This window comes from Paenibacillus xylanexedens (genome assembly GCF_017874615.1).
Classification (GTDB): Bacteria; Bacillota; Bacilli; order Paenibacillales; family Paenibacillaceae; genus Paenibacillus; species Paenibacillus xylanexedens.
Map to the genome: position 1 here is coordinate 1 of NZ_JAGIKV010000038.1, position 13,785 is coordinate 13,785.

At 45.9% G+C, this 13,785-nt stretch carries 13 protein-coding genes and 1 other RNA gene; all 14 read right to left on the reverse strand.

From position 1 onward, the window contains the following. Positions 1–285: 285 nt before the first annotated feature. Positions 286–555 (reverse strand): pro-sigmaK processing inhibitor BofA family protein, encoded by a 270-nt coding sequence (locus J2Z28_RS29475; protein WP_036607241.1) that lies wholly within the window; start codon positions 553–555, stop codon positions 286–288. A gap of 32 nt (positions 556–587) precedes the next feature. Then, positions 588–860 carry a DUF2508 family protein gene (locus J2Z28_RS29480; RefSeq protein ID WP_244988608.1) on the reverse strand — a complete coding sequence of 91 codons (273 nt, stop codon included), beginning with the start codon at positions 858–860 and terminating at the stop codon, positions 588–590. A gap of 185 nt (positions 861–1,045) precedes the next feature. After that, entirely contained in the window at positions 1,046–1,645 is a 600-nt protein-coding gene (gene recR, locus J2Z28_RS29485; RefSeq protein WP_017691283.1) for a recombination mediator RecR, read from the reverse strand. 35 nt (positions 1,646–1,680) lie between these two features. Next, on the reverse strand, positions 1,681–1,992 hold the full coding sequence (locus J2Z28_RS29490; RefSeq protein WP_017691284.1) for a YbaB/EbfC family nucleoid-associated protein: 312 nt from the start codon (positions 1,990–1,992) through the stop codon (positions 1,681–1,683). Between the two features lie 41 nt (positions 1,993–2,033). Then, complete coding sequence (gene dnaX, locus J2Z28_RS29495; RefSeq protein WP_017691285.1) at positions 2,034–3,776, reverse strand: DNA polymerase III subunit gamma/tau; 1,743 nt, start codon at positions 3,774–3,776, stop codon at positions 2,034–2,036. A gap of 174 nt (positions 3,777–3,950) precedes the next feature. Beyond that, positions 3,951–4,218, reverse strand: an RNA gene (ffs, locus tag J2Z28_RS29500) — signal recognition particle sRNA large type. A gap of 146 nt (positions 4,219–4,364) precedes the next feature. Further along, positions 4,365–4,562, reverse strand: a complete 198-nt coding sequence (gene rpmE / locus J2Z28_RS29505; RefSeq protein WP_036607255.1) for a 50S ribosomal protein L31 — start codon at positions 4,560–4,562, stop codon at positions 4,365–4,367. A 102-nt stretch (positions 4,563–4,664) separates the two neighbouring features. Beyond that, on the reverse strand, positions 4,665–5,939 hold the full coding sequence (locus J2Z28_RS29510) for a radical SAM family protein (protein ID WP_062838115.1): 1,275 nt from the start codon (positions 5,937–5,939) through the stop codon (positions 4,665–4,667). 97 nt (positions 5,940–6,036) lie between these two features. Beyond that, positions 6,037–7,362: a transcription termination factor Rho gene (rho, locus tag J2Z28_RS29515; RefSeq protein WP_017691288.1), complete on the reverse strand. Its 1,326-nt coding sequence runs from the start codon at positions 7,360–7,362 to the stop codon at positions 6,037–6,039. A gap of 463 nt (positions 7,363–7,825) precedes the next feature. Beyond that, the gene (locus tag J2Z28_RS29520) at positions 7,826–9,079 is read right to left on the reverse strand and encodes a UDP-N-acetylglucosamine 1-carboxyvinyltransferase (RefSeq protein WP_211085572.1); all 1,254 of its coding nucleotides are present in this window, start codon (positions 9,077–9,079) and stop codon (positions 7,826–7,828) included. 147 nt (positions 9,080–9,226) lie between these two features. After that, positions 9,227–10,081 (reverse strand): class II fructose-1,6-bisphosphate aldolase, encoded by an 855-nt coding sequence (gene fba, locus J2Z28_RS29525; protein WP_211085573.1) that lies wholly within the window; start codon positions 10,079–10,081, stop codon positions 9,227–9,229. A 260-nt stretch (positions 10,082–10,341) separates the two neighbouring features. Continuing rightward, positions 10,342–10,728: a response regulator gene (locus J2Z28_RS29530; RefSeq protein WP_017691292.1), complete on the reverse strand. Its 387-nt coding sequence runs from the start codon at positions 10,726–10,728 to the stop codon at positions 10,342–10,344. A 228-nt stretch (positions 10,729–10,956) separates the two neighbouring features. Further along, positions 10,957–12,561 (reverse strand): CTP synthase, encoded by a 1,605-nt coding sequence (locus J2Z28_RS29535; protein ID WP_211085574.1) that lies wholly within the window; start codon positions 12,559–12,561, stop codon positions 10,957–10,959. 452 nt (positions 12,562–13,013) lie between these two features. Beyond that, positions 13,014–13,586 carry a DNA-directed RNA polymerase subunit delta gene (rpoE, locus tag J2Z28_RS29540; RefSeq protein ID WP_211085575.1) on the reverse strand — a complete coding sequence of 191 codons (573 nt, stop codon included), beginning with the start codon at positions 13,584–13,586 and terminating at the stop codon, positions 13,014–13,016. Between the last annotated feature and the right edge of the window lie 199 nt (positions 13,587–13,785).

Genomic DNA, 13,785 nt, shown 5'->3' on the forward strand with positions numbered 1-13,785 from the left:
CAGTCGATTCAAGCCAAGGCTTGTCTCCAACTTTCGCGTTCATTCTGCAAGCAGAATGTTTACTCACTCGTTGTTCAGTTTTCAAAGATCAAACTCATTTTTTCGTCACCATTTTCTCTCAGCGGCGACTTTTATAATATATCATACTTCATTTGTTTTGGTCAAGTGTTTTTTTGAAATTCTTTTTCGAAGTTCGTAATGAACTCCTTCATTTCATCTAAAGCATCTAACCAAGCAAGCAAAGCAACGAGATATAATGTACCATATAAATATCCTGGGAGTCAACTATCCGAACAAAGAAATTTTTAACCCTAATAATAGCCCCACACCTGGCAATCCCAAAACAGTTACAGTCCCTATCGTTGCAGGGTTCAGCGGGATGTAGGTTCCTGTAATCCAGCCGGAATAATTCACGATATATATCCCTACTGCAGCCAGCACCAGATGAATTCCGAATGACGTGAAAAACGATAACCCTATCCGCTTTCTGAACAAAATAACGATAAGCCCCAGTAATGATATAACCAATACACTTCCCAGTATGATACTCTTCATAAGTTACACCTCCGTGTTTAATGTAAACGTGACTACATAATCCCGCGCTGTGATGTAACATCATCATTAGCTCTGGCTCGCTTTGCTCTTCTCAAGTGAATCTGGTACTTCCGCTCAGCTGCCTCCAATACATAAATGGCATAATCAATCTCATCCTGCCCCTGTGCATCTTCAAACTGTCTCATAGCCTGTTCCCATTCCCGCTTAGCCATCTGAATATCTGCATAGATCTGATCCGCCTCAAGCTCCTTCAACATTCTGTTGTGTTTCTCTACCGAGTTCCGTGTATTTCGCCACAAAAACATAAACTCTCCCCCTCCTGATCAGCACAGCATATTCTCATACTTATCAAGGAAAGGACAAACTTAGAACTCGTGCATTCATTTTCTTCACAAAAAAAGAGAGCCCTAAGGCTCTCTCCTGCACATCGAAACTTATTTAGCATCCGAAATTTCCAAAGAAGTGCACTGCGTAATACAAAATGAGCACACTAACGCATCTCCCTGCGCCCTTCCAGCGCTTTGGAAAGGGTTACTTCATCCGCATACTCCAGATCGCCACCTACAGGCAATCCATGGGCAATTCGGGTCACACTGATCTCAAACGGACGCACCAAGCGGGAGATGTACATTGCTGTAGCCTCCCCCTCAATATTGGGGTTCGTCGCCAAGATGATCTCTTTTATACGTTCATCACTTAATCGAATCAGGAGTTCCTTCAACCGAATATCGTCCGGTCCAATTCCCTCCATAGGTGAAATCGCACCCTGTAACACATGATAGTATCCATCGAATTCCTTGGTGCGCTCCATGGCCACCAGATCTTTCGAATCCTGAACTACACAGATTACAGAGACATCCCTGGACTTATCCTGACAGATGCGACACGGATCCGTATCGGTGATATTACAACACACAGAACAGTAATGAAGGTTACGCTTCACACTCACGAGTGCTTTGGCAAAATCGATAACGTCATCTTCCTTCATTTTAAGTACATGAAAAGCTAAACGCGCTGCCGTCTTGGGACCCACACCCGGCAACCGGGTGAAGGCATCAATCAGCTTGGCTATTGGTTCGGGATAATACAATCGATTTTGTCTCCTTTGACAGGATCAATTTTTAACTAAAATAATCCCGGAATATTCATGCCGCCTGTGAATTTGCCCATATCCTTGTTGGCAATTTCATCCGCTTTGGACATTGCATCATTAACAGCTGTCATAACGAGATCCTGCAACATTTCAACATCTTCCGGATCTACCGCTTCAGGTTTGATCGTGATAGCAAGCAATTTCTTGTGTCCGTTAACTTCAGCCGTCACAACACCGCCACCAGAAGTACCTTGGACTGTTTTGTCCGCCAATTCCTCTTGTGCTTTCAGCATTTGCTCCTGCATTTTTTTCACTTGTTTCATCATTTGGTTCATGTTGTTCATGATTATTCATCTCCTTTATTATAGTTATCGCGCAATGCGCATTATTCTTTGATCACTACAAGGTCCTCACCAAAGAGCTGGATGGCTTCATCAATCCAAGGCTGCTTGTTGCCTGAACCGCCGTCTTCATGCTCGGGTTCAAGCTTGAAGTCCTCCTTCGGCGCTTCAGAAGCCCCTTCCATTGCTCCAGTCCAATCTTTGAGCATCATCGTCACCAGTCGTGCCGAGCGCCCAAGATGTTCCGACAACACCCGCTCAATGACTTCGCGGTTAGCCTGCTTCTCCGTTGTTTCACGGTGGATGTTATTTTTAAAAGCAACCAGAACATTGTCTTCAAGCAATGATACCGGCTCTCCATCCACAAACCAGGCGTGGACGGTAACCCTCTCTTCTTTCACTCGTTGCAGGATCTGACTCCATTTTTTGCTGATCTCCGCGAACTCAGGGGCTCCCTTGCGTGCAACATACTGATCCAGCTGTGCAGGAAGCTTCGCAGGTGAGTTTCCTCTCGATACAGGGGCTCGTGTTGCTGGACGCGACGGAGCACTCGATGCACCTTCTCCACCAGACAACCCACTCTTTAGTGCACGATCCAATTTCTTTTCCAACTCGGCAAGCTGCTGCTTCAGGCGGTTGATCTCTCCATCAGCAGGCGCTGCATGGGATGAAGCTCCAACCGAAACAGAAGCCCCCTCTTGCGCCGGAATACTACACAGTTTAAGCAACGCGACCTCAAATAATGTCTGTGGCTGCACCGCATATTTCATTTCACTCTGGTACCGATTAAGGGTGTCGATCATGTGGAACAGTTGTTCCTTAGTGAATGACTCCGCCATATCACGGAAAGATTCCGGATCAAGCACCCGGTCCGTCAGTTTGTCTGCATCAGGCACCATCTTAATCATAAGCAAATCACGGAAATAATACAGTAGATTCTCCATGCACTTGTCTGCGCTCTTTCCTTCATGCATGAAACCTTCAATCATCTGCAAAATATGACCAACATCACCCTTGAGCAGCGAAGCAGCCAGCTTGGCGAATTGCTCTGATGCAATACCCCCGGTCATGTCCATAACCTGCTGGTACGTTACTCGTCCATCCGTAAATGAAGAGATCTGATCCAGCACACTAAGTGCATCCCTCATTCCACCGTCCGATAAACGAGCAATGTATTGGAGTGCATCCTGGTCAGCTTCCATGCCTTCCTGTTCACAGATCAGTGTAAGTCTTGCTGTCTGCTCTTCCAGGGAAACCCGGCGAAAATCAAATCGCTGACAGCGCGATATAATGGTAGCCGGAAGGCGGTGCGGTTCCGTTGTTGCCAAAATAAACATCACATGTGGCGGCGGCTCTTCCAATGTTTTGAGCAAAGCATTGAATGCCTCTGTCGTCAGCATGTGCACTTCATCAATAATATAGACTTTCTGCCGGACTTCAGTTGGCGCATATTTAACCTTTTCCCGAAGATCACGAATTTCCTCAACGCCCCGATTCGATGCAGCATCAATCTCCTGCACATCCATCACAGCGCCAGTCGTGATTCTGCGGCAAGCTTCACACTCGTTACAAGGTTCAGGCGCAGGCCCACGTTCGCAGTTCACAGCTTTGGCCAAAATCTTGGCGGCACTCGTCTTTCCCGTTCCTCTGGGCCCGCTAAATAAGTAGGCATGGGAAGTCCGCTGTTCACGAATCGCGTTCTGCAAGGTCTGAATAATATGCTGTTGCCCCACCATATCTTGAAACGACTGGGGACGCCAAGCCCGGTATAACGCGATATGCTCCATGATGCGTTACCTTCCTTCCACTTCGCATTCGAGTCCTTTGTCGTTCCCCTATTATACTATATTCTAGGGTGAATCCAAACTTTATCTGACTCATTCATGCGTGGTTTATTAAGACATATCAAAAAGACCTCTGCATACATACAACTGCAAAGGTCTCTACATTTAAATGATAAGCCGTGCACCTGCTATCGATATTTGCGATCCAAGTGGCACCCCTGAACAATAGCTCGGGCTAGGCAACCCTCCGGCACAAGAGTGATCTCACTTATGGCTGCTTCCTTCCGGACCTGACCAGGTTCATGAGTACTCATTGCGGAGGACCCAACCGTCAACACCACGTTTAGGGACCAAACCTCACATCGGCAAAACCTCTAGCAGGAATTCAACCTCGCTATAGCGGATTGCGAGTTACAGGGCACCGCTACCTCCCCATCTAGCACGGTAAGAAATAGTATAACGTAAGGTTATCCAAATTGCAACCAGAGGAACTCGGAAGCAACCACGCTTACATATAACATATAAAAACCCCTGCCAGATCAGCAGGGGTGCGTGGGATGCAATTAGCAGACAACTCCAAGAATTGTCCTATTAGATTCCGTATTTCTTTTTGAAACGATCAACACGGCCGCCAGCATCGATAAACTTCTGTTTACCTGTGAAGAACGGGTGGCACGCGGAGCAAATCTCTACACGAAGTCCGTCTTTAACCGAACCTGTCTCAAAAGTATTCCCGCAAGCGCAAGATACTTGACCAATCGTGTAATTAGGATGAATTGCTTCTTTCATTACCTTTCACCTCTTTCCGCCCTGAGCCTCAAGCGGACCCAGAGTAAATGGCACAACTCTGAGATTATAACACGGCCTTGTGCCTGTTGCAATCCATTATTGTTAAGAGGTAATCAACCGTTTTGGACGTGCCATTCCAGCGGGTGGAACATGGGTATACGATCCGATCACAACATCAGGCAACTCGTCTTCAAAAATCTCAATCATCTGCTTCATGCCCAAGATATCACCTTGAGCTGGAGGAATTAATTCCAGATAGCTCTCCGGATCAATATTGAGATTACGCATCTGAATCAAGCGTAGATCGGTTCTTCTTGCAAACTCAATCATCGCCTCAATCTCTTCTTCACGATCTGTTACGCCCGGGAAGATCAAATAGTTAATGGAGGTGTATACACCCTGCTGCGCTGCGTATTTCATCGACTTCTCAACATTGGCTAAGGTATAACCACGTGGTTTATAGTAGGCGTTATAGTGGTCATCCAGTGCGCTAATTGTACTTACGCGCATCAGATCCAATCCAGCATCTACAATACCTCTAATGTGATCGTTCAGACCGGCATTGGTATTAATATTGATATACCCCATGTCCGTTACGGAACGTACTTCGCGAATCGCTTCAATAATCAGCTTGGCCTGCGTGGAAGGCTCCCCTTCACATCCTTGTCCAAAGCTAATGATGGATTCCGGTGTCTTCAGGTGTTCCATCATGACCTGGACAATCTCATCCACACGCGGACGGAAGTTCATACGCGTCTGCGGTGAAACAAAGCCACTATCATCCGGTTGCTCGGAGATACATCCGAAACAACCTGCATTACAAGAATAGGATACCGGTACTCCGCCTTCCCAACGATTCAGGAACGTGTTCGACGAAGTTAGACATTCATATCCGAGCGCACAGTTGGATAGATGGGTGTAGAGACGGTTCTCGGGGTATTGCTCTGTCAATCGTTTAACCCCGGAACGTACATCGTCACGATCACAGTTGAGCGGATTCCATTTGTCAGGACTATCTGACTTCGAAGCCGTAACATAGAAACCGCCATCTTTCCAAACCACTGCGGAATAACCGAACAAAGGCAACTTATACTCCTTATCCGTCTTCACATATCCAGGGAGACACAAACGAGTGAATCCCTGTGGAAGCAAAGCACCTACAGCCTGTGTGTCCGTTGGCATTGGCAGCATCTCACCTGTGTCCGGGTCCATACCAATGGGCCGGGTACTCGGGAGTCCAACCAACGTTGCACCCTCTGGCAAAGGGATGAGTTCATCTTCCATAATCTCAACGATCATATCTCCACTGCGGGCAAGCCCGTACAGGGAAGGATGATCAAATACATTACCTTTTTCATCTGCGTATACTAAATACATGATGTTCTCCTCACATCTAATGGGTTAAACCTAACGACGAGTGTATTGTAACATTTACAGCAATGCTGCAAAAAGAAAGTGATTAGTCGAACGACACTTACGTCGATGTACCTGACGTTGCTGTCTGTCTAGGTGAGCGACGGGTTGTTGTTGTACCCGAATTGCTTGTCGGGCTATTACCAGCCGAATCAAATGCCGCCAAAAACTCTGCATTTGTCTTGCTGTTACGAAGTTTTTTCAGGAACCCTTCGACAAAGTCATGGGAATCATTCATGTTTTTACGAATCGCCCAGATTGTATCCAACTCTTCCTTGCTGAGCAACACTTCTTCACGACGTGTACCCGAACGACGAATGTCGATCGCTGGGAATATGCGGCGCTCTGCCAGACGACGGTCTAGATGGAGCTCCATGTTACCTGTACCCTTAAACTCTTCATAAATGACGTCATCCATACGTGATCCGGTATCAATTAATGCCGTTGCCAGGATCGTCAAGCTTCCGCCTTCTTCCACATTCCGGGCAGAACCGAAGAAACGTTTCGGACGATGGAACGCAGCTGGATCAATACCACCACTAAGTGTACGACCGGACGGTGGAATAACCAGGTTATATGCACGGGCAAGACGCGTAATGCTATCCAGCAGGATAACAACATCTTTTTTGGCCTCAACCAGACGAAGCGCACGCTCAAGCACCAATTCCGCCACCTTGATATGATTCTCAGGTAGTTCATCAAATGTCGAAGCCACAACTTCCCCTTTTACCGAACGCGACATATCCGTTACTTCCTCTGGACGTTCATCAATCAACAGGACAAACAGTTCAATTTCAGGATTGTTAGTTGAGATGCTGTTGGCAATTTCTTTGAGGAGAAGCGTTTTACCCGCTTTGGGAGGCGCTACGATCAATCCGCGCTGTCCCAATCCTACCGGGGCGAGCACATCCATAATTCGTGTGGACAAATGGTCGGGGGATGTTTCGAGAACCAGTTTTTTCTGCGGATACAGTGGGGTTAGTGCCGGGAAGTGAAGTCGTTCTGCAGCCGCCGATGGATTCTCACCATTTACAGCGTTGACTTGCAACAAACCGAAGTATCTCTCGTTTTCCTTGGGCGTTCTACACTTACCTGATACGAGGTCACCTGTTCTTAGGTCAAACTTGCGAATCTGAGAAGCTGAGATGTAGATGTCTTCCGTACTTGGCAAGTAGTTGATAGGTCTTAAGAATCCGTAACCTTCAGGTAAAATCTCGAGTACGCCTTGCATGAACATCAGGCCACTCTGTTCAGCTTGTGCACGTAGTATAGCAAAGATTAATTCTTTCTTTTTTAACGTACCATAGTAAGGTATCTGATATTTTTTGGCCAGTTTGTAGAGGTCCGTTAGTTTCATTTCTTCCAAATCGGAAATTTGTAGATCCATATAATAACCACCTATTCAATTAATAAGTCCGTGTGAAATGGATAGTTTCGCTAGATGTTCCGGCTATAGAGAGCGGCGTCTGCCACAATCCCTTCTGTCCATTGTACGGAATGTAACCGTTATAATGCAAATACTTGTCTTTGAGTGTAAGTTTCCGGGTGGGATGGCCAACATTCGGCAAGATCCGCTATTGAGTGAATGATGCATTGAGGCGATCAATCCGGATAGACCGGCTATGGAGCGCAGTTCAAACAAAACCGGGGTTGGGGATGAGAAATGATGTTCTTACAGCCATATGAAGTTTAATTCAAAAAAAGACCCTCCGGTAAAGGAAACAGTAACATTTCGTCTTATGCCGGAGAGACTGAGAACTCTATTAAAACAGGTTTACCTAATCAACAAAAAGATATGCAGTTCAGTTAAAAAAACTTGTGTATGACTGAATCATGCATAGTGCTTCCTATTAATCAGTTTCCCGCCATACATCTGCACCGAGCAGGCGCAGATTAGTCACCAGATGATCATAACCGCGGTCGATATATTCGACCCCCGTTACTTCAGTCACACCTTCACTGACAGTGAGACCTGCAATCACCAGCGCTGCTCCAGCGCGAAGATCGGACGCTTTTACTTTGGCCGCGTTTAATGCATTGCCTTCAATAATCGCTGACCGTCCTTCTACTCGAATCTTTGCACCCATCCGCACCAACTCAGGCACATGCTTGAATCGATTACTGTATACAAAGTCGCTCAGGACACTCACACCAGTTGCCTGTGTTAAAACACTGGTCATGGGTGACTGTAGATCCGTTGGAAAACCAGGATATACAAGTGCCTTCACGTCAACGTGGTTATAGCTTGGTTTACCAATGACACGTATACTTTCATCCAATTCCTCAATGCCAACACCCATTTCTAGCAGCTTTGCCGTTAAAGCTTCCAGATGTTTGGGAATCACATTGTCAATCAGAACATCTCCGCGCGTCGCCGCTGCAGCGATCATATACGTACCTGCTTGGATACGATCCGGAATGATGGAATGACGGCAGCCTTTAAGCTCCGAGACCCCTTCAATACGGATCGTTTCGGTACCTGCACCCTTGATGCTGGCACCCATGGAATTCAGAAGTGTTGCTACATCTATAATCTCAGGCTCTTTAGCCGCGTTTTCGATAATTGTAGAGCCTTTGGCACGAGTAGCCGCCAGCATGATATTAATGGTTGCGCCGACACTGCTTACATCAAGATAGATTTTTGCTCCCCGCAGCTCTTTGGCATGCAAATGGATGGAGCCATGTTCGTTTGTTACGGTTGCGCCAAGCGCTTCAAACCCTTTGATATGTTGATCAATTGGACGAGGCTCAAAATTACAGCCCCCTGGTAAACCTACGGTCGCTTCTTTGAAACGTCCTAGCAATGCACCCATCATATAATACGAAGCACGAAGCTTCTTCACGGGACCATTCGGCATAGGAATGGATTTGATGTCAGAAGGGTCAATCTTCATCTGACTGCCTTCCCAAGTCACATGTGCTCCGAGTTCCTCCAAAATTTCTGCATAAACCGCCACGTCACTCAAAAGCGGCAGGTTGTCCAACACGACTTCTGACTCGGCAAGCAATGCTGCAGGAATAAGCGCAATGGCGCTGTTCTTGGCGCCGCTTATAGTTACAGTTCCCTGTAACGGACGTCCGCCACTAATCATCAATTTTTCCATAAAGCTTAATGTCCCCCTACGTGTTTTGCAGCCGATGAACGGCAATACGTGCTGTTGGCTTCCGATGTAGAAATAAGGTGTGAAAATGGAAAGACACCGGCTAGGCGGTGTTTTTCCATTTCACAGTATGGAACTGGTAAAGATAAATTACGCTTTGTTGTTAGAACCAAACTCGCGGATTTTACCTTTAACGGTTTCTTTGATTGCGTCACGGCCTGGTACGATGAATGTACGTGGATCGTAAGCATCTGGTTTAGCTGCAAGCACTTCACGAACCACTCTTGCAAAAGCAATTTGGTTCTCTGTGTTTACGTTGATTTTGGACGTACCCAGGGAAATGGCTTTGTCGATGTCGTGTTTAGGAATACCTGTACCACCGTGCAATACGAGTGGAACTTGTACCGCGTCACGAACTTCTTCCATTTCTTTGAAGCCCAGGTTAGGCTCGCCATGGTAAGGACCGTGTACGGAACCAAGAGCTGGTGCCAATGTATCGATACCTGTTTCTTTAACGATACGGATACACTCGTTCAGGTCAGCGTACATGATACCGCCGATAACGTCGTCTTCTTGTCCGCCTACAGTACCTACTTCAGCTTCTACAGAAACGCCTTTAGCGTGTGCATATTCAACAACTTTTTTAGTCATTTCGATGTTCTCATCGATAGAGTGGTGGGAACCGTCGATCATAACGGATGTGAATCCAGCGTCGATCGCTTCTTTACACTTGTCGAAGCTTGAACCGTGGTCCAGGTGAATTGCAACTGGAACAGTGATTTTCATGTCATGGATAAGTCCTTCTACCATTTTAACTACAGTGTAGAAGCCACCAATGTGACGTGCTGCGCCTTCGGATACACCCAAGATTACTGGGGATTTCTCTTCTTCAGCAGCACCAAGAATCGCTTGAGTCCACTCAAGGTTATTGATATTGTATTGACCAACTGCATATTTTCCTTCTAGTGCTTTGTTCAACATGTCTGTCATAGATACTAATGGCATGGTTTCAATCCTCCTAGGGGTTTGGGTTGTGTCTATGGTTTTTAGCCGAAATCACATACGGGCTTATTATACCACATCCCATGTCAAATACTAAACAAGCATTTGCAAAAATGCTGTGCTTTGCAGCACAGTTTTCATAGACACCGCTTTATAACTTCCCCATTTCCAATATTCCCCGGATGAAGGAGTGAAATACCCCATTTTCCCACCAAGTACCTTCTATGTTCTCCACACGCAAAAAAATCCTGTATCAACAGGATTCAGCTGCATTTATTGGCAGTACCATTGCGAAGTTGCATATTCACAGCCACTCGCATCTCGTCGATATCAAACGGTTTCGTAAAGTGCATGAGCGCTCCGAGATCCGTGGCTTCCTTAATCATGTCAAGTTCACCATAAGCGGTCATCATGATCACCTTGATACCCGGATCAATTTCTTTAATATGCTTCAGGATTTCCAGACCGTCCATCCCAGGAATCTTCATATCGAGCAATACCAGGTCAGGCTTGTCATTATTCACAATCTCCAGAGCAACCTTGCCGTTGGGTGCTTGAAACGTGTTATACCCCTCACTGCTGAACACTTCCATTAACAGGATTCGAATACCATTCTGGTCATCAACAATCAAAACTTTTTTATCTTCCACTCTGTAACCTCCTAAAATTAGGAAAGCATGTACATCTTCGAATCTGGATAACTATCCCATAGTCGTCATGATAAGTATTCTACCTCCTCCATTAAAATCCTGCTACCTTCACAAAATGAAAAAAAGCATTTCATCCTGCTTTTTTACGCAAAAAAAGGGATGTTCCGGCATCCGCTTTGGTTGCCAGGAACATCCCCAATATCTATTACGTTAACACTAATACCATGATTATTTCTGTGCATTCTCCAGAGAAGCTTTTACAAACTCACGGAACAATGGTTGCGGACGGTTCGGACGGGAAGTGAATTCCGGATGGAATTGTACCGCCAGGAACCATGGGTGTCCTGGAAGTTCCACGATCTCAACCAGACGTCCATCCGGGGATGTACCCGAGATAACCAGTCCTGCTTTTTCGATCGTTTCACGGTATTCATTGTTGAACTCATACCGGTGACGGTGTCTCTCATACACCAGCTCGTCATCATAACAAGCCATCGCCAAAGAACCTTCCTGAAGCTTACAAGGATACAGACCCAGACGCATCGTGCCACCCAGATTCTCGATATCTTTTTGCTCAGGCAACAGATCGATCACCGGGAATTCGGTAGCCGGATTAATCTCGGAACTGTTCGCACCATTCAAACCAACGATGGAACGTGCATACTCAATAACGGAAACCTGCATACCCAGGCAAATACCGAAGAACGGAATTTGTTTCTCACGAGCATAACGGATTGCCGATACTTTACCTTCAATACCACGATCTCCGAATCCACCAGGAACAAGGATACCATCAATACCATGTAACAGGTCGCCTACATTCTCATCCGTAATATCTTCAGAAGGAACCCAGCGGATTTTCACATCAGCATTGGATGCAAATCCTGCATGAGACAACGACTCAACAACACTCAGGTATGCATCATGCAACGCTACATATTTACCAACAATAGCGATCTCAACTGTATGCTCCAACTTGTTGATCCGGTCAACCAGCCCTTCCCACTCGCTCATATCCGGTGCAGGAGTAGTCAGTTTCAGGTGATTTACCACGATCTCATCCAAGCCTTCTTCACGCAGGTTCAAAGGTACTTGATACAAGGTGTCTGCATCACGACATTCAACCACGGCATTCTCATCAATGTCGCAGAAGAGAGCGATCTTGGCTTTCATGTCTTTAGACAATTCATACTCCGTACGGCATACAATCACATTCGGTTGAATACCGATGCTGCGTAATTCCTTAACACTATGTTGCGTTGGTTTTGTTTTCACTTCACCAGCTGCTTTGATATAAGGAATAAGTGTTACGTGGATGTACATCACATTGTCGCGACCTACATCACTCTTGATCTGACGGATAGCTTCCAGGAAAGGCAAACTCTCAATGTCGCCCACTGTTCCGCCAATTTCCGTAATAACCACATCCGAACCCGCTTCACGTCCAGCGCGGAATACACGCTCTTTGATCTCGTTCGTAATGTGTGGAATAACTTGTACCGTTCCGCCCAGATATTCCCCGCGCCGCTCTTTGCTGATGACGGAAGAGTATACTTTACCAGTCGTGACGTTACTGTTTTTGGAGAGATTGATATCAATAAAACGTTCATAGTGGCCAAGGTCCAGATCCGTTTCCGCGCCATCATCCGTTACAAAAACCTCGCCGTGCTGATAAGGACTCATTGTTCCCGGGTCGATGTTAATATATGGATCAAATTTCTGGATCGTTACCTTAAGCCCTCTGTTTTTCAGCAATCTGCCCAGAGAAGCAGCTGTAATCCCTTTGCCCAGGGAGGACACAACTCCGCCCGTCACGAAAATATACTTTGTCACTGTTATTACCCTCCTAATATAAGTACAGAAATTCAGGCGATATATGGTGTTATCGTAACCTGTTTCCCAGGTAATCATCGTTAAAAAGAGCAATGGCAGAAATTCCCTGCATCTGCGAACTGCTCTTTCTGCGAAGACGGTTTAAATACACGTTGTTCTACAGCAAAAAATGGTGCAAATATTCCGGTAGACTTCATTCCATCTGGTGTTTTTGATATACAAAAACGGGCCACGAAATGTTGGCCGGGAGCATACGGAAAAAATCATTTTGCAAAATTATGCCTCTAAAAATACAAAAAAAAGTACTCCCGCAGGACGGGGCACCTTCTATAAAAAACATAAATATATTGTCGCTCATTCATAAGCCCATGCAATAGTTTACCCGTTACCCCCGTCTGCTGTCAAGGCTGACTATTCCGAGGAAACGGGTAAATTATAGACGTCAAAAATGACTACCGATTATCAGAATCGTCGTCAAATTCATCCTCGTTTTCGGACTCTTCTTCGTCTTCTTCGAGGTCTTCATCTTCCAGATCGTCATCTTCAACCAGCACTTCTTCTTCGCTGTCTTCTTCGTCAAAGATGTCGTCCTCTTCTTCTTCATCTTCTTCGTCTTCTTCTTCGTCTTTATCCGTGCTGTCGAAGCCTTCATCGCTGCTATAGCTGTCTTCTTCTTCACCGAAGTCTTCATCTTCCAGATCATCGTCTTCATCGTTGATGATACGCGGACGCTTCGCACCCGTCATGGAATCTTCTGTTCCAGCTACCGGATACCAGCGCTTTAAGCCCCACAGACTTGTACCGACGCAAGCAAAACGGCCATCGATATTAATCTCGGTATATAGCTGGGCGATAAACTCGTTGATTTCTTCATCAGTCATTCCGCGCTGCTTCGCTACCTCATTCATTAAGTCACGATAGTAATACGGCGTATTAGCCGCTTTCAGCACCATAAAGGCAAGGTCCACCAAAGGGATCTCTTTTACCTTTTCTTTATCAATTTTCAAATTGAGCGAGGTACTCACTGCAGACACTTCCTCTCACACAAAATTCACTTTTTAACCCCTACGAACTGGACTGTTACGTATAACATATCCATTAACAAACCTAAGTAAAACCTATTTAGCGTTAAAAAGCAAGTTTTTATGTACGGATGTGACGCAAATGCGGAGAGCAGCAACAATATGTCCATATATTAAACGTGAGTTGGCATCGAACTCCTAG